This window comes from Micromonospora humida, from assembly GCF_016901255.1.
Classification (GTDB): Bacteria; Actinomycetota; Actinomycetes; order Mycobacteriales; family Micromonosporaceae; genus Micromonospora; species Micromonospora wenchangensis.
The window spans coordinates 148,832-164,747 of sequence record NZ_JAFEUC010000015.1 but is presented as its reverse complement, the minus strand read 5'-3'; the positions used below and the strand labels follow the sequence as shown (position 1 = coordinate 164,747).

The following is a 15,916-nucleotide window of genomic DNA, read 5'->3' as shown; positions in this document are numbered from 1 at the left end:
CCGTCAACGCGGCCAGCGCCGGCCTCAGTCGGGGGCCACCAGCCGGAACCCCACCCCCCGCACGGTGCGCAGGTAGCGCGGCTTCGCCGCGGACTCGCCCATCTTTCGGCGCAGCCAGTACAGGTGCACGTCGATGGTCTGGTCCTCGCCGACCGACGGTTGGCGCCATACCTCCTCCAAGAGTTCCCGCCGGGACACCACCCGGCCGGGCCGCGCCGCCAGATACGCCAACAGGTCGAATTCCTTACGGGTGAGCGCCAGCGGCTCCCCGTCGAGCACCGCGCTGCGCTCGCCCACGTCCACCCGCAGCCCTCCGACGGAGTGCACGGCCGGCGCGACGGTACGGCTGGCCCGGCCGACCCGGCGCAGCACGGTGGTGATCCGGGCGTCCAGGTGGGCGCCGGTGAACGGTTTGACCATGTAGTCGTCCGCGCCGGCGCGCAACAGGCGGACCACCGACTGCTCGTCGTCGCGGGCGGTGGCGATGATGATCGGTACGTCGGTGATGCCGCGCAGCATCCGCAGCGCGTCCGAGCCGTCGAGGTCGGGCAGGCCCAGGTCGAGCACGACCAGATCGGGGGTCTCGGCGGCGACCCGACGCAGCGCGTCCAGCGCCGTGCCGACCGCGTGCACCGCGTGCCCCCGTTCACTGAGCGACCGCAGCATCGCGCCACGGACGACGTGGTCGTCTTCGACCAGGAGCACGGTGGCCACGTCAGCACCGTACTGCCCGTGGCAAGTCGGGCGCGTTGCGACGCATCCGCGAACCGGGCAAAATGGTACGACGATGCCGTTCACCCTGTTTCCCGACGCCCGGCTGGCGTTGGCCCGGGACAGCCTCGCCGGGCTGTCCGTCGGCGACGCCCTCGGTTCGCAGTTCTTCGTCCCGGGCCGCCTACCCGACGACCTCGCGGCCGGGCGCCTGCCACCACCGCCCTGGCAGTGGACCGACGACACCGAGATGGCCTGCTCGGTGCTCGCCGAACTCGCCACCCACGGCGACGTCGACGCCGACCGGCTGGCGCTGGCCTTCGCCACCCGGGCCGAGCCCTACCGGGGCTACGGGCCGGGCGCGGTGAGCATCCTACGGTTGATCCGCACCGGCACCCCGTGGCCGGTGGCCGCCGCGTCGGCCTTCGACGGCCAGGGCTCCTGCGGCAACGGCGCGGCGATGCGGGTCGCCCCGCTCGGCGCCTGGTACGCCGACTCGACCACCCGTGCCGCGTCCCGCGCCCGGGTCAGCGCCGAGGTCACCCACGCCCACCCGGAGGGGATAGCGGGCGCGGTCGCGGTGGCCGTCGCCGCCTGCCTCGCCGCCCGGGCCCGGCTGGACGGGGAACCCCGCCCCGACGCGGCCCGGCTGCTCACCACCGTCGCCGGGTCGATCGACCCGGCCAGCACGGTGCACCGGGGGGTACGCCGGGCGATCGGCCTGCTCGGTCGCGGCCTCGACGAGGCCGTCGCGACGCTGGGCAACGGCGCCCGGGTGACCGCCCAGGACACGGTCGCGTTCACCCTCTGGGTGGCCGCCACCCACCTGGCCGACTACCCGGCCGCCATCCGCGCCTGCGTCGAGGCGGGCGGGGACGTCGACACCACCGCCGCGATCGTCGGCGGGATCATCGGCGGCCACACGGGGGTCGGCACGCCCGGCGGGGTGCCCGCCGAGTGGGTGGCCGCCCGGGAGCCGCTGCCGGACTGGCTGGACTGAACCGACCCGGCCGGCCCTCAGTGCGACGACACCCGCTCGGCGTCGGCGTGCCCGTCGAGCCGCCAGCCCCGCTCGCCGGGGGCGGAGCCGGCCTGCGCCGTCGGGTCGTCGTCCCCCGTGTCGTCGGCGGCGGCCCGACGGCGCGACCGGCTCGCCACCCAGCCGATCGCCGCGCCGCCGCCCAACCCGACCAGCAGGCCCCCGCCGAGCAGCAGGTCCGCACTGGGACCGCCCTCGTCGTCGGCCGGTGCGGCGTCGGCGGCCGGGGCCGCCTGGGCGTCCGTCCCGTCGGCCGCGCCGCCGTGGTGCCCGGTCGCCGCGCCGGGAGCGGGCGGCACCAGCGCCAGCGTCGGGGCGGGATGCCCACCCCCGGCCGGGTCGGCCCAGCGCACCACCGTCCCGTCGGAGTAGGTCTGCACCACCTCGAAGGTCATCCGGTCGGCCTGCGGCAGCGGCCCCATGGCCACCGAGAGCCGGGCCGGACCCGACACCGCCGGCCCGGCACCCCGGGTCCAGACCACCGCCGAGGTCACCGTGCTCACCGACGGGGCGTGGATACCGGCGACCGGCGCGGCCAGCTCGCGGGAGGTGATCAGCGGTGCCCAGCCGTCCACCGACAGCGGGTACACCTCGCCGATCGGGGCGTCCGGCGGCATCCTGAACTCGATCTTCTCGGTGCGCGCGCCGGGCCGCTCCTCGGGCACCACGAAGGTCAACTCCACCGCGTCGCCCTGCACCGCCTGGCTCGGACTGGACGTCAGCCCGTCCGCCGACGCCGCGCCCGGGGCGCCGAACACCCCGGCCGCCGCCACCGCCGCCAGCACCAGCACGCTCCGACGCCGCCGGACGTCACCTCGGGTCGTCGTCATCTTCCGCCCCCATCCGTCTCGCCGTGGCCGACACCGGCTCCGGCCACACCCGGTAGTTCGGACGGCGGGCCGAAAAGGTTCAACGTCGGTGCGGGTCGGCACCGCGACCGGGCTTCCTTTCCCGGCGACCGGGGGCGACGGCGGGACCGATAGCATCGAAGCAGCCGGCGCGTCCGGCCCATCCGTGCCGCCTGCCGTTGAGGAGTTCACCGTGTCCGCACCCCGTACCCCCGTCGTGGCCGACCCCGTCGTCGTGGCCGCCGGGACGACGGCGGCCGACGCGGTGGCCGCGGCCGGGCTGCCCGCCGCCGGCCCGAAGGCGGTCGTGGTGGTCCGCGACCCGCAGGGCCAGCTCCGCGACCTGGACTGGACCCCGGCCGAGGACACCACCGTCGAGCCGGTCAGCCTCGACTCGCCGGACGGGCTCAACGTGCTGCGGCACTCCACCGCGCACGTGCTCGCCCAGGCCGTGCAGGACGTCTTCCCCGAGGCCAAGCTGGGGATCGGCCCGCCGATCGAGAACGGCTTCTACTACGACTTCGCCGTCGACAAGCCGTTCCAGCCGGACGACCTGGCCAAGCTGGAAAAGCGGATGCAGGAGATCGTCAAGTCCGGGCAGCGGTTCCGCCGCCGCCGCTTCGGCAGCCTCGACGAGGCGCGGGCCGAGCTGGCCGCCGAGCCGTTCAAGCTGGAGCTGATCGAGGTCAAGGGCGAGGGGCTGGACACCAGCGAGGTGATGGAGGTGGGCGGCGGCGAGCTGACCATCTACGACAACCTCGCCGCCGGCGACGACAAGGTCTGCTGGTCGGACCTGTGCCGGGGCCCGCACCTGCCGAACACCCGGCTGATCGGCGCGTTCAAGCTGATGCGTTCGGCCGCCGCGTACTGGCGGGGGTCGGAGAAGAACCCGCAGCTCCAGCGGGTGTACGGCACCGCCTGGCCGACCCGCGACGAGCTGAAGGCGTACCTGAAGCTGCTGGAGGAGGCCGCCCGGCGCGACCACCGCAAGCTCGGGGTGGACCTCGACCTGTTCAGCTTCCCCGACGAGTTGGGCTCCGGCCTGGCGGTCTTCCACCCCAAGGGCGGCATCATCCGCCGGGAGATGGAGAACTACTCGCGGGTCAAGCACGAGGAGGCCGGCTACTCGTTCGTCAACACCCCGCACATCACCAAGGGCCACCTGTACGAGGTCTCCGGGCACCTCGACTGGTACGCCGACGGGATGTTCCCCCCCATGGAGGTGGAGGGGGCGAACTACTACCTCAAGCCGATGAACTGCCCGATGCACGACCTGATCTTCCGGTCCCGGGGCCGCTCCTACCGGGAGCTGCCGCTGCGGATGTTCGAGTTCGGCACGGTCTACCGGTACGAGAAGTCGGGCGTGGTGCACGGCCTGACCCGGGTCCGGGGCATGACCCAGGACGACGCGCACATCTTCTGCACCGAGGAGCAGATGGCCGGCGAGCTGAAGTCGCTGCTCGCCTTCGTCCTGGAGCTGCTGCGCGACTACGGCCTGGACGACTTCTACCTCGAACTGTCCACCCGTAACCCGGACAAGTCGGTCGGCACCGACGAGAACTGGGAGCGGGCCACCGAGGCGCTGCGGTCGGCCGCCGAGGAGTCCGGCCTGCACCTGGTGCCCGACCCGGGCGGCGCGGCGTTCTACGGGCCGAAGATCTCCGTCCAGGCCAAGGACGCGATCGGGCGGACCTGGCAGATGTCCACCATCCAGGTCGACTTCAACCTGCCCGAGCGGTTCGGCCTGGAGTACCAGGCGGCCGACGGCAGCCGGCAGCGGCCGGTGATGATCCACCGGGCGTTGTTCGGGTCGATCGAGCGGTTCTTCGGGGTGCTCACCGAGCACTACGCCGGGGCGTTCCCGGCCTGGCTGGCGCCGGTGCAGGTGGTCGGCATCCCGATCCGCGAGGACCACACCGAGTACCTGCACGGCTTCGTCGCGGCGCTGCGCGCCAAGGGCATCCGGGCGCAGGTCGACGCCGGTGACGACCGGATGCAGAAGAAGATCCGCACCGCCCAGCAGCAGAAGATCCCGTTCATGGTGATCGCCGGGGACGACGACGTGGCCGCCGGCACCGTCTCGTTCCGCTACCGCGACGGTTCCCAGCGCAACGGGGTGCCGGTCGCCGAGGCGGTCGACCACGTACTCGACGTGGTCTCCTCGCGGGCCAACGCGGGGCCGTCCGCCGCCGGCTGACCCGGCCCGACCCCACCCGCCACCGGCCCCGTACCGACGGGCCGGTGGCGTTCGTGGTGGGGGATCGTAGGATCGGCGGTGTGACTGGGGCGGAGCGGCACCTCGACGGCGACACGGACCACGGCTCGGCGGACGACGGCCTGGCCGACGGGCTCGACCGGCTCTGGACCCCGCACCGGATGACCTACATCTCGGGGGAGGACCGCCCCGAGGGGGGCTACGAGAAGCCCGCCGGCTGCCCGTTCTGCCTGGCCCCCGGCCTGCCGCCGGCGCGGAGCCTGGTGGTGGCCCGGGGCACGCACGTCTTCGCGGTGCTCAACCTCTACCCGTACAACCCGGGGCACCTGCTGGTCTGCCCCTACCGGCACGTGGCCGACTACACCGAACTCGACCAGGCCGAGACGGTCGAGCTGGCGGCGTTCACCCAGACCGCGATGCGGGTGGTCCGGCAGGTCAGCAGCGCGCACGGGTTCAACCTGGGGATGAACCAGGGCGGGGTGGCCGGCGCCGGCATCGCCGCCCACCTGCACCAGCACGTGGTGCCCCGGTGGGGTGGGGACATCAACTTCATGCCGGTGATCGGCCGGACGAAGGTGCTGCCGCAACTACTCTCCGACACCCGCGAGCTGCTCGCCCGCGCCTGGCCGTCCTGACCGGCGGCCCGGGACCGGCGCGCCCGCCACGGCACAACGCGGCCGGGCGCGCGCCGGTCGACCGGGCCACGTGACGGGTGCGGCGGCCGGTCTGCCGACTCCTAGGATGTGATCATGGCCTTGCTGCACCAGGCGGAGATCCGCCCCACGAAACTCGAACTCCTGGCCGGGTGGCTGCCGGGCCGACGGTGGTATTCGGGGCCGGCCGCCGGCGAGCCCGTCCGGGTCGCCGCCTACCGGTTCGACGACCCCGCCGGTGCCGTCGGCATCGAGACGATCCTGGTACGCCTCGACACCGGCCCGGTCCACCAGGTCCCGCTGACCTACCGGGACGCGCCGCTGGCCGACGCCGACGAATGGCTGGTCGGCACCACCCACCACTCGGTGCTCGGCCCCCGCTGGGTCTACGACGGGTGCGGCGACCCGGTCTACGCCGCCGCCCTGGCCGCCGCGATCCTCACCGGAACCGGTCAGGCGCAGGAGTACTTCGAGATCGACGGGGTGCGGGAAATCCGCGAGCCGTCCATGACGGTGGCCACCACCGGCAGCGTGGGAGCCCCCGTCGTCGGCCCGGTGCGTCAGGTGGTCGACGGCGACCCGACCCGCATCGGCACCGACACCGTCGACCTGCTCGTCGCGCGCCGACTGCCCGGTGACGGACTGCCCGACGGCGGGCCGGCAGCCGCCACCCTGACCGGCCGCTGGCCGGGGCAGTCGACCCCGATGCCGCTGGCCAGCGTCCGGCCCCGCTGACCACCCGGCGGCCTCCCGGCACCACGGGGTGGGCCGGGCACGTCGCCGTCGCCCGGTGTCCACGCCGAGGTGTCGCTTGTGGTCGATCGGGCACGTTGCGTCAGCTTCGTCTCCCCAGGCTTCCGGAAGGTGACACGATGCGGCCATGGCAGTGACGACACGGGTGTTGGGTCGCAGCGGCATCGAGGTCAGCGCTCTCGGCATGGGGTGCTGGGCGATCGGTGGCCCCTGGGCCGAAGGATCCCAGCCGCTGGGCTGGGGCGCGGTCGACGACGAGGAGTCGGTGCGGGCCGTCCGCCGCGCCCTCGACCTCGGCGTGACCCTCTTCGACACCGCCGACACGTACGGCGCCGGGCACGGTGAACGGGTCCTCGGGCGGGCGCTGTCCGGCCGCCGGGACGAGGCGGTGATCGCCACCAAGTGGGGGTACACCTTCGACGAACGGGCCAGGCAGGCCACCGGCGAGGACTCCTCCCCGGCGTACCTGCGGCGGGCGGTCGTCGACTCCCTGCGCCGGCTGGACACCGACCGGATCGACCTCTACCAGCTGCACCTCGGCGACCTGCCGCTGCCCCGGGTGGAGGCGCTGGTGGGCACCTGCGAGGACCTGGTCGCCGACGGCCTCGTCCGGGCGTACGGCTGGAGCACCGACCGGGCCGACCGGGCCGCCGGCTTCGCCCAGGTGGCTCCGCACGCCACCGCGATCCAGCACAACCTGTCGGTGCTGCGCGACGCGCCGGCGATGCTGTCCACCTGCGACAAGTACGACCTGGCCAGCGTCAACCGGGGGCCGCTGGGGATGGGGCTGCTCACCGGCAAGTACACGGCGGGCTCCACCCTGCCCCGCGACGACGTGCGGGGAATGACCCCCGGCTGGCTGGAGTGGTTCCGGGGCGGCCGACCCGCGCCGGAGTGGCTGCGCCGGGTCACCGCCGTGCGCGGCGCGCTGACCGCCGACGGTCGGACCCTGGTCCAGGGCGCGCTGGGCTGGATCTGGGCGCGCAGCGGTCGGGCGGTGCCGATCCCCGGCTGCCGTACCGTCGCCCAGGTGGAGGAGAACGCCGCCGCGCTGCGCCTCGGCCCGCTCACGCCGGACCACTTCGCCGAGGTGGAACGGCAGCTCGCCGCTCTGCGTACGGCCGCGCTGCGCGACGCCGACCGCCCGCACTGGCCACTCCCCCCCATCCCCGCCGCCCGCCCCTGACCACCCCCCACCCCCGTCGATCATGGAGTTGTGGTCCCCCGCATAAGCGACACATGTGTGGTCAACCCCCACCACAACTCCATGATCGACGCGGCGGTGGGAGGGGTGGCGGGGTGGGTTAGTTCGGGGTGGGGGTGGGGGTGTAGTGGGAGAAGGTGCGGCGGAAGGTGCCGGTGCCGGCGGTCAGGGCGCGCAGCTCCACCGCGTAGCGCAGCAGTTCCAGGGCGGGCACCTCGGCCCGGATCAGGGTGCGGCCCTCGGCGTCCGGGTCGGCCTCGGTGCCGAGCACCCGACCCCGCCGGCCGGACAGGTCGCCCAGCACCGCCCCGACCGAGGAGTCGGCGACCCGGACCACCACCTCGTCGACCGGCTCCAGCAGCGTCGCCCCGCCCCGCCCGGCGGCGTCGCGCAGGGCGAGCGCGGCGGCGGTCTGGAACGCGGCGTCGGACGAGTCGACGCTGTGCGCCTTGCCGTCGACCAGGGTCACCCGCACGTCCACCACCGGGTGGCCGGCCACCAGCCCCTGCGCCAACTGGGCCCGTACGCCCTTCTCCACCGACGGTACGAAGTGGTGCGGCACCGCCCCGCCGACCACCCGGTCGACGAACTCGATCCCGGCACCCCGGGGCAACGGCTCCACCGTGAGGTCGCAGACCGCGTACTGGCCGTGCCCACCGGACTGCTTGACGTGCCGGCCGTGCCCGGTGGCGGCCACCGTGAACGTCTCCCGCAGCGGCACCCGCACCGGCTCGGTGTCCAGCTCCACCCCGCCGGCCCGGAGCCGGTCGAGCACCACGTCGGCGTGCGCCTCGCCCATGCACCACAGCACCAGCTGGTGGGTCTGCGGGTTGCGTTCCAGCCGCAGCGTCGGGTCACCCACGATCAGCCGGCCCAGGTTGCGGGCCAGGGCGTCCTCGTCGGCCCGGCTGCGGGCCACCACCGCCACCGGCAGCAGCGGCTCCGGCATCTCCCACGGCGCGATCAGCAGCGGCTCGTCGCGCGCCGAGACGGTGTCGCCGGTCTCCGCGCTGCCCGACTTGGTGATCGCGCAGATGTCACCCGCGACGCAGGCGTCCACCTCCCGCAGGGCCGCCCCGAGCGGCCGGTAGACGTGCCCGATCCGCTCGTCGGCGTCGTGGTCGGGGTGTCCCCGGTCGGCCATCCCGTGCCCGGACACGTGCACCGTCTGGTCGGGGCGCAGCGTCCCGGAGAAGACCCGGACTAGGCAGACCCGGCCGACGTGCCGGTCGACGGTGGTCCGGACCACCTCGGCGACCAGTGGGCCGTCCGGGTCGCAGTCCAGCGGCGGGCGGGGGGAGCCGTCCAGCCCGGTGACCGCCGGCACCGGCCGTTGCAGCGGCGACGGGAACGCCGACACCAGGCCGTCGAGCAGCACGTCCAGCCCGACGCCGGTGGCCGCGCAGACCGGCACCACCGGGTAGAAGTGCCCCCGGGCGACCGCCTTCTCCAGGTCGGCGACCAGCACCTGAGTGTCGATCTCCTCGCCGTCGAGGTAGCGGTCCATCAGGGTCTCGTCCTCGCTCTCGGCGATGATCCCCTCGATCAGCTCGCCCCGGGACTCGGTGATCGCCGGCAGGTGCTGCGGGTCCGGGTCGCGCACGGTGGCGGGGAGCCCGGCCGAGTAGTCGTGCACCCGCCGGGTGACCAGCGCCAGCAGACCGGCCACCGACTCGCCGTCGTCACCGAGCATCGGCAGGTGCAGCGGGAGCACGTTGTCCCCGAATACCCGCTGGCACAGCGCCACCGCCTCGTCGAAGTCGGCACGCGGATGGTCCAGCCGGGCGACCGCCACCGCACGCGGCAGGTCGACCGCGGCACACTCCTCCCACAGGGCGGCCGTGGCGGCGTCCATCCCGTCGACGGCGGACACCACGAACAGTGCCGCGTCGGCGGCCCGCAGACCGGCCCGCAGTTCGCCGACGAAGTCGCCGTACCCGGGGGTGTCCAGCAGGTTCACCGTCACCCCGGCGTGCACCAGCGGCGCGCAGGACAGGGCGACGGAACGCTGTTGGCGTACCGCGGCGGGGTCGTGGTCGCCGACGGTGGTGCCGGCGGCGACGCTGCCGGCCCGGTCGATCGTGCCGCTGGCCGCGAGCAGCGCCTCGACCAGGGTCGTCTTGCCGGCCCCCGAGTGCCCGACCAGCACCACGTTGCGTACGGTGCCGGGGTCGGTCACCGCCGGCACGCCGGTGGCTGCCCTGTCGTGGTTCCTCTGCGCCATCGCGGCGCACCTCCCTCAGCCGGTGGTGGATGGCGACCGCCGCGCGCGACGGGAAGCGGGGCCCGGTGCGGGTGCCGCGGCGCTATCCTCCGGTGACCCGTCGGCCGGACGACGGTCAACGGCCGTGACGGTGAGCTGGCTCACCTTCCGCCCCGATCTCACACCCGGCGGGGGGTTGGCACAAGCCTCCCGGGCGGGTCGGGCGACCGGCCGTACCGCCCGCCGCCGCCGGCCGTTATCGTGGGACCGCCATGGCGAAGATCTTCCAAGTGACGGCCCGCGCGGGGATGACCCGCGTCGTGGAGCCGGTCGCGCGCGGTCTGCTCCGCGCCGGTGTGTCCCCCAACGCGGTCACCGTGGCCGGCACCGTCGGCGTGCTCCTCGGCGCGCTCGGCTTCGGCGCCCGTGGCCATCTCGTCGCCGGAGCGTTGATCGTGACGTTCTTCGCGCTGACCGACATGCTCGACGGGACGATGGCCCGGATGAGCGGCGGCTCGACCCGGTTCGGCGCGTTCCTCGACTCGTCGATGGACCGGGTCTCCGACAGCGCGGTGTTCGGCGCGGTCGCCTACTGGCTGGCCACCGAGGGCAACCACTCCGGGGTGGCCGCCGCGCTGGTCTGCCTGGCCGCCGGTGGCCTGGTCTCCTATGTCAAGGCCCGTGCCGAGGGGCTGGGGATGAGTGCGAACGTGGGCGTCGCGGAACGCACCGAACGGCTGCTGATCGTCGGGGTCGGTGGGCTGCTCACCGGCCTCGGGATCGGCCCGGCCCTGGAGATCTCGCTCTGGCTGCTCGCCGCCGTGTCGATCTTCACGGTCGGCCAGCGGGTGGCCCACGTGTACCGGCAGGCGCAACTGGCCGGCCGCGAGTGAACCTCACCGAACTCGGCTACGTCGCCGGCTGGCGGCTGGCCCGCGCGCTGCCCCGACCCGTGGTCGCCGCCGCCTTCCGGGCCGGTGCCGACCGCGCCCACCGGGCCCGGGGCAGGGGTGCCACCCGGCTGCGCGCCAACCTGCGTCGGGTGGTCGGCCCCGACCTACCCGAGCCGGAGCTGGACGCGCTGGTCAGGCAGGGTCTGCGGTCGTACGCCAGGTACTGGATGGAGGCGTTCCGGCTGCCCTCGCTCAGCCGCCAGCAGATCCTCGACGGCTTCCACCTCGGCGGGTCGGACATGCTCGCCGCCGACGTGGCGGCCGGCCGGGGCGCGGTGGTGGCGTTGCCGCACGCGGGCAACTGGGACGCCGCCGGCGCCTGGGTCGCGGCCACCGGCTGGCCGATCACCACGGTCGCCGAACGGCTCAAGCCGGAGGGCGTCTACCAGCGGTTCCTCGCCTTCCGGCAGACCCTCGGCATGGAGATCCTGCCCACCCACGGCGGTGCCCGCCCGGCCTTCGACGTGCTGGTGGACCGATTGCACAGCGGCGCGGTGGTGCCGCTGCTGGCCGACCGGGACCTCTCGGCCCGGGGCATCGAGGTGGACTTCTTCGGCGCGCGGACCAAGATGCCGGCCGGGCCCGCCCTGCTGGCCATCCGCACCGGCGCCCCGCTCTACGTTGCCTCGCTGTGGTACGAACCGGAGATGCCGCGCGCGCAGTTGGAGGGCCCGCTGCCGGTGCCCGAGCCGGACAGCGCACCCCTGGACGAGCGGGTCCGGGTGCTGACCCAGCGGATTGCCGACCGTCTGGCGGCGGGCATCGCCCGTCATCCGCAAGACTGGCACATGTTGCAGCGGATGTGGCTGGACCAGCGGGGCTCCACCGACGGCGGGTCCACCGCGCCGGCGCCCCCGGCCAGCGCCGGATCGGTCTGAGGGAGGAGGGCGCCAGTGCGGATCGGCATCGTGTGCCCGTACTCCTTCGACGTCCCGGGCGGGGTGCAGAACCACGTCATGGACCTGGCCGAGGCGTTGCTCGGGCTGGGGCACGAGGTGAGCGTCCTGGCCCCCGCCGACGAGGAGTCGACGCTGCCGCCGTACGTGGTCTCCGCCGGCCGGGCGGTGCCGCTGCCGTACAACGGCTCGGTGGCCCGGATCGCGTTCGGGCCGGTCTCCACCGCCCGGGTGCGGCGCTGGCTCACCCGGGGCGACTTCGACGTGCTGCACGTGCACGAACCGCTCACCCCGAGCCTGTCGATGCTGGCGGTGCTCTCCGCCCGGGGGCCGGTGGTGGCCACCTTCCACACCGCGATGACCCGCTCCCGGGTGCTCGCCGCCGCCCAGGGGCTGCTCCAGATCCTGCTGGAGCGGATCACCGCCCGGATCGCGGTCAGCGCGCTGGCCCGCAAGGTGCAGGTCGAGCACATGGACGGCGGGGCGGTGGAGATCCCCAACGGGGTGGCGGTGGCGAAGTTCGCCGGGGTCGAGCCGTTACCCGGCTGGCCGGGGGAGTGCACCACCGGCAGCGGCGGGACGCTGGGTTTCCTCGGCCGGTTCACCGAGGCCCGCAAGGGCTTCCCGATCCTGCGGGACGCCTTCGTCGCGCTGGCCCCGCACCGGCCGGGACTGCGCCTGCTGGTGGCCGGGCCCGGCGACCCGGACGACCTGTTCGGGCGGTTCCCGGCCGAACTGCGCGACCGGGTGACGTTCCTCGGCCTCGTCTCCGAGGTCGACAAGGCCCGGATGCTGCGCAGCGTCGACCTCTACGTCGCCCCGAACATCGGCGGCGAGTCGTTCGGCATGATCCTCACCGAGGCGCTCGCGGCCGGTGCCACCGTGGTCGCCAGCGACCTGGACGCGTTCCGCCGGGTGCTCGACGGCGGGCGGGCCGGCCGGCTCTTCCCGACCGGCGACCCGGCCGGCCTACGTGCCGCCCTGGCGGAACTGCTCGACGACCCGGCGCAACGGGCGGCGTTGACCGCCTGCGGCGACCAGGTGGTCGCCCACTTCGACTGGCCGGTGGTGGCCCGCCGGGTGGTGGAGGTCTACGCGGCGGCCATCGAGGCCACCGACGGGCGGGTCATCGACCAGGAGTGGGCGGGGCTGGGTGGTCCCGGGTGAGCACCACGCTGCCGCAGCTGTGGGCGGTGCTGGCCACCGCGGTCGTGGCCGTCCTGCTCGCGGTCTACCTGGTCTGGACGGCCGGCCGGGTCGAGCGGCTGCAGACCCGGGCGGAGTCGGCGGCCCGCGCGCTCGACGCGCACCTGCTGCGCCGGGCCGCCGCCGCCGCGGTGCTGGCCGAGAAGCGCTACGGCGTCGAGTTGTACGCGGCGGCCCGGATCGCCCTGGACGCCGTCCCCGAGGAGCGGGAGGCGGCCGAGAACGACCTCACCCGGCAACTGCGGGCGGTCCGGCTCGACCCGGCCGATCCGGCGTGCGAGGCGGTGATCGCGGCGAGTCGGCGGCTGGCCCTGTCCCGGCAGGTGCACACCGACCTGGTCCGTGACGCCCGTACCGCGCGCAGCCGGCCGCTGGTGCGGGTGTGCCGGATGGGCCGCCGCCACCCGTGGCCGCGCTACTTCGACATCGACGACCCCACCCTGGCCCTGCCCGCCGACGTCCCGACAGGCTGACCCCACGGCGTGCCGGCCCGGCCGGTCGGCGGTCCGCCGCCGCCGGTGGGCGGTGCGCGGACGTGGTGACGCGGGCCACAGGGCAGGCCACCGTGGGGCCGATTGGCTGTCGGAACGGCGTCGCCGCGGTCGTAGCATCAGCCGGAACCCACCCCCAGCACGTCCGAGGAGTGATGAGCCGTGCCCGAAACGACCTCCCCGAACGCCGGTGACGCCCAGGTCTGGGGCACCGCCCGCGTCAAGCGGGGCATGGCCGAGATGCTCAAGGGCGGCGTGATCATGGACGTGGTCACCGCCGAGCAGGCCAAGATCGCCGAGGATGCCGGCGCGGTGGCCGTGATGGCGCTGGAGCGGGTGCCGGCCGACATCCGGGCCCAGGGCGGCGTGTCCCGGATGAGCGACCCGGACATGATCGACGGCATCATCCGGGCCGTCTCCATCCCGGTGATGGCCAAGGCCCGGATCGGCCACTTCGTCGAGGCGCAGATCCTCCAGTCGCTCGGCGTCGACTACGTCGACGAGTCCGAGGTGCTGACCCCGGCCGACTACGCCAACCACATCGACAAGTGGGCGTTCACCGTCCCGTTCGTGTGTGGCGCGACCAACCTGGGCGAGGCGCTGCGGCGGATCACCGAGGGCGCGGCCATGATCCGCTCCAAGGGTGAGGCGGGCACCGGGGACGTCTCCAACGCCACCATGCACATGCGGAGGATCCGGCAGGAGATCGCCCGGCTCAGCTCCCTGCCGGCCGACGAGCTGTTCGTCGCGGCCAAGGAGTTGCAGGCCCCGTACGAGCTGGTCCGGGAGGTCGCCGAGACGGGCAAGCTGCCGGTGGTGCTGTTCACCGCCGGGGGCATCGCCACCCCGGCCGACGCCGCGATGATGATGCAGCTCGGCGCGGAGGGCGTCTTCGTCGGCTCCGGCATCTTCAAGTCGGGCAACCCGGCCGAGCGGGCCGCGGCGATCGTCAAGGCCACCACCTTCCACGACGACCCGGACGTGCTGGCCAAGGTGTCCCGGGGGCTGGGCGAGGCGATGGTCGGCATCAACGTCGACGAGATCCCGCAGCCGCACCGTCTCGCCGAGCGCGGCTGGTGACCCGGGGGCCACGACGTCGGGAGGGGCAGCCGTGCGCGGACCGGTGATCGGGGTGCTGGCATTGCAGGGGGACGTCCGTGAGCACCTCACCGCCCTGGCCGGGGTCGGTGCGGACGCCCGCCCGGTGCGCCGGCCGGCCGAGCTGGACGCGGTCGACGGGCTGGTCGTGCCCGGCGGGGAGTCCACCACGATGAGCAAGCTGGTGGACATCTTCGGGTTGCGGGAGCCGGTCGACAAGCGGATCGCCGCCGGGATGCCGGTCTACGGCTCCTGCGCCGGCATGATCATGCTGGCCGCCGAGGTGCTGGACGGCCGCCCCGACCAGCGGGGTTTCGCCGGCATCGGGATGACCGTGCGGCGCAACGCGTTCGGCCGCCAGGTGGACTCGTTCGAGGCTCCGGTACGCGTCGCCGGGGTCGACGGGCCCGCGTTCCACGCCGTCTTCATCCGGGCCCCCTGGGTCGAGCGGGTCGACCCCGGCGTCGAGGTGTTGGGCCGGGTCACCGGTGGCCCGGCCGTCGACCGGGTGGTCGCTGTCCGCCAGGGCAACCTGCTGGCCACCTCGTTCCACCCGGAGCTGACCGGTGACCTGCGCCTGCACCGCTACTTCGCCGACCTGGTCGCCGCCGCCCGCTGAGCCGGCCCGGCCCGGCAAAGAAGCGGTCATTCGTGGCGATTTGCCGGTGGCTCGGCGGTGGTGACGCGCCGGGTGTGACGGCGGGGTCGGTGCTCTCGGTAGGATTGCCGCGGTTCGGCGCGGGCACTGCCCGTCGCAGCCCTCCAACGCGGCCGGTGCTGGCCCGGAGTCGGCGCGGCCAGCCGACGCGAGGCGTGAGTCAACAGACGGAGGTACGAGATGTCCGGCCACTCTAAATGGGCGACCACCAAGCACAAGAAGGCCGTCATCGACGCCAAGCGCGGCAAGATGTTCGCCAAGCTGATCAAGAACGTCGAGGTCGCGGCCCGCACCGGCGGCGGTGACCCGGCCGGTAACCCCACCCTCTTCGACGCCATCCAGAAGGCCAAGAAGAGTTCGGTCCCGAACGACAACATCGACCGCGCGGTCAAGCGTGGCTCCGGCCTGGAGGCCGGCGGCGCCGACTGGCAGACCATCATGTACGAGGGGTACGGCCCGAGCGGCGTGGCCATGCTGATCGAGTGCCTGACCGACAACCGCAACCGGGCCGCCACCGAGGTCCGTACCGCGCTGACCCGTAACGGCGGCTCGCTCGCCGACGCCGGCTCGGTGTCGTACATGTTCTCCCGCAAGGGCGTGGTGATCGTCCCCAAGGCCGACACCACCGAGGACGACGTGATGATGGCGGTCCTCGACGCCGGCGCCGAGGAGGTCAACGACCTCGGTGAGGCGTACGAGGTGGTCTCCGAGCCGACCGACCTGATCGCGGTCCGCACCGCGTTGCAGGAGTCCGGGATCGAGTACGAGTCGGCCGAGTCCGCCCTGATCCCCAGCGTCAACGTGCCGCTGGACGAGGACGGCGCACGCAAGATCTTCAAGCTGATCGACGTGCTGGAGGACTGCGACGACGTGCAGAACGTCTACGCCAACTTCGACGTCCCGGACGACGTGATGGCGGCGGTGGACGCCTGACGGTCGTGCCGGTGCACCGGTTCCCGCCGGGCGACGTGGTCGTCCGGCGGGAGAT

15 protein-coding genes are annotated in these 15,916 nt (G+C 74.0%); 12 read left to right on the top strand and 3 right to left on the bottom strand.

Annotated features, from left to right (window positions below):
* Positions 1-24 precede the first annotated feature (24 nt).
* A complete protein-coding gene (locus tag JQX11_RS26500) occupies positions 25-714 on the bottom strand; it encodes a response regulator transcription factor (protein WP_204927653.1) in 690 nt (229 codons plus the stop codon).
* 73 nt (positions 715-787) lie between these two features.
* Here JQX11_RS26500 and JQX11_RS26495 point away from each other — a divergent pair, with 73 nt between their 5' ends.
* Positions 788-1,711 (top strand): ADP-ribosylglycohydrolase family protein, encoded by a 924-nt coding sequence (locus JQX11_RS26495; RefSeq protein WP_204927652.1) that lies wholly within the window; start codon positions 788-790, stop codon positions 1,709-1,711.
* Positions 1,712-1,728: 17 nt separating this feature from the next.
* On the opposite strand, the gene JQX11_RS26490 is transcribed toward JQX11_RS26495, so the two are convergent.
* The gene (locus JQX11_RS26490) at positions 1,729-2,580 is read right to left on the bottom strand and encodes a DUF1775 domain-containing protein (RefSeq protein WP_204927651.1); all 852 of its coding nucleotides are present in this window, start codon (positions 2,578-2,580) and stop codon (positions 1,729-1,731) included.
* Positions 2,581-2,791: 211 nt separating this feature from the next.
* Here JQX11_RS26490 and thrS point away from each other — a divergent pair, with 211 nt between their 5' ends.
* From thrS to JQX11_RS26470, 4 genes are all read left to right on the top strand, one after another.
* Positions 2,792-4,795: a threonine--tRNA ligase gene (thrS, locus tag JQX11_RS26485; RefSeq protein ID WP_204927650.1), complete on the top strand. Its 2,004-nt coding sequence runs from the start codon at positions 2,792-2,794 to the stop codon at positions 4,793-4,795.
* Positions 4,796-4,875: 80 nt separating this feature from the next.
* Entirely contained in the window at positions 4,876-5,448 is a 573-nt protein-coding gene (locus JQX11_RS26480; RefSeq protein WP_372444638.1) for an HIT family protein, read from the top strand.
* 114 nt (positions 5,449-5,562) lie between these two features.
* Positions 5,563-6,201, top strand: a complete 639-nt coding sequence (locus tag JQX11_RS26475; RefSeq protein ID WP_204927649.1) for a CG0192-related protein — start codon at positions 5,563-5,565, stop codon at positions 6,199-6,201.
* A 145-nt stretch (positions 6,202-6,346) separates the two neighbouring features.
* A complete protein-coding gene (locus tag JQX11_RS26470; protein WP_204927648.1) occupies positions 6,347-7,405 on the top strand; it encodes an aldo/keto reductase in 1,059 nt (352 codons plus the stop codon).
* A 118-nt stretch (positions 7,406-7,523) separates the two neighbouring features.
* Here JQX11_RS26470 and JQX11_RS26465 read toward each other — a convergent pair whose 3' ends face one another.
* Entirely contained in the window at positions 7,524-9,647 is a 2,124-nt protein-coding gene (locus tag JQX11_RS26465) for an elongation factor G-like protein EF-G2 (protein ID WP_204927647.1), read from the bottom strand.
* A 251-nt stretch (positions 9,648-9,898) separates the two neighbouring features.
* Here JQX11_RS26465 and pgsA point away from each other — a divergent pair, with 251 nt between their 5' ends.
* The 7 genes from pgsA (at position 9,899) to JQX11_RS26430 (ending at position 15,861) form a co-directional block, all read left to right on the top strand.
* Positions 9,899-10,519: a phosphatidylinositol phosphate synthase gene (gene pgsA / locus JQX11_RS26460; RefSeq protein ID WP_204927646.1), complete on the top strand. Its 621-nt coding sequence runs from the start codon at positions 9,899-9,901 to the stop codon at positions 10,517-10,519.
* Entirely contained in the window at positions 10,516-11,457 is a 942-nt protein-coding gene (locus JQX11_RS26455) for a phosphatidylinositol mannoside acyltransferase (protein WP_204927645.1), read from the top strand. The genes pgsA and JQX11_RS26455 overlap by 4 nt, the downstream gene beginning before the upstream one ends.
* A 15-nt stretch (positions 11,458-11,472) precedes the next feature.
* Positions 11,473-12,642, top strand: a complete 1,170-nt coding sequence (locus tag JQX11_RS26450; RefSeq protein WP_204927644.1) for a glycosyltransferase family 4 protein — start codon at positions 11,473-11,475, stop codon at positions 12,640-12,642.
* Entirely contained in the window at positions 12,639-13,154 is a 516-nt protein-coding gene (locus JQX11_RS26445) for a hypothetical protein (RefSeq protein WP_372444637.1), read from the top strand. Before JQX11_RS26450 ends, JQX11_RS26445 begins: the two co-directional genes overlap by 4 nt.
* A gap of 180 nt (positions 13,155-13,334) precedes the next feature.
* Positions 13,335-14,252 carry a pyridoxal 5'-phosphate synthase lyase subunit PdxS gene (gene pdxS / locus JQX11_RS26440; protein WP_204927643.1) on the top strand — a complete coding sequence of 306 codons (918 nt, stop codon included), beginning with the start codon at positions 13,335-13,337 and terminating at the stop codon, positions 14,250-14,252.
* A 31-nt stretch (positions 14,253-14,283) separates the two neighbouring features.
* On the top strand, positions 14,284-14,889 hold the full coding sequence (gene pdxT, locus JQX11_RS26435; protein WP_204927642.1) for a pyridoxal 5'-phosphate synthase glutaminase subunit PdxT: 606 nt from the start codon (positions 14,284-14,286) through the stop codon (positions 14,887-14,889).
* A gap of 219 nt (positions 14,890-15,108) precedes the next feature.
* A complete protein-coding gene (locus JQX11_RS26430; RefSeq protein ID WP_204927641.1) occupies positions 15,109-15,861 on the top strand; it encodes a YebC/PmpR family DNA-binding transcriptional regulator in 753 nt (250 codons plus the stop codon).
* The last annotated feature ends 55 nt before the right edge of the window (positions 15,862-15,916 follow it).

What these genes read in the sequence shown, in the direction of transcription:
- JQX11_RS26495 (WP_204927652.1), top strand. Translation starts at nt 788, where the DNA reads ATGCCGTTCACCCTGTTTCCCGACGCCCGGCTGGCGTTGGCCCGGGAC.
- JQX11_RS26490 (WP_204927651.1), bottom strand. Translation starts at nt 2,580, where the DNA reads ATGACGACGACCCGAGGTGACGTCCGGCGGCGTCGGAGCGTGCTGGTG.
- JQX11_RS26475 (WP_204927649.1), top strand. Translation starts at nt 5,563, where the DNA reads ATGGCCTTGCTGCACCAGGCGGAGATCCGCCCCACGAAACTCGAACTC.
- JQX11_RS26470 (WP_204927648.1), top strand. Translation starts at nt 6,347, where the DNA reads ATGGCAGTGACGACACGGGTGTTGGGTCGCAGCGGCATCGAGGTCAGC.
- JQX11_RS26465 (WP_204927647.1), bottom strand. Translation starts at nt 9,647, where the DNA reads ATGGCGCAGAGGAACCACGACAGGGCAGCCACCGGCGTGCCGGCGGTG.
- pgsA (WP_204927646.1), top strand. Translation starts at nt 9,899, where the DNA reads ATGGCGAAGATCTTCCAAGTGACGGCCCGCGCGGGGATGACCCGCGTC.
- JQX11_RS26430 (WP_204927641.1), top strand. Translation starts at nt 15,109, where the DNA reads ATGTCCGGCCACTCTAAATGGGCGACCACCAAGCACAAGAAGGCCGTC.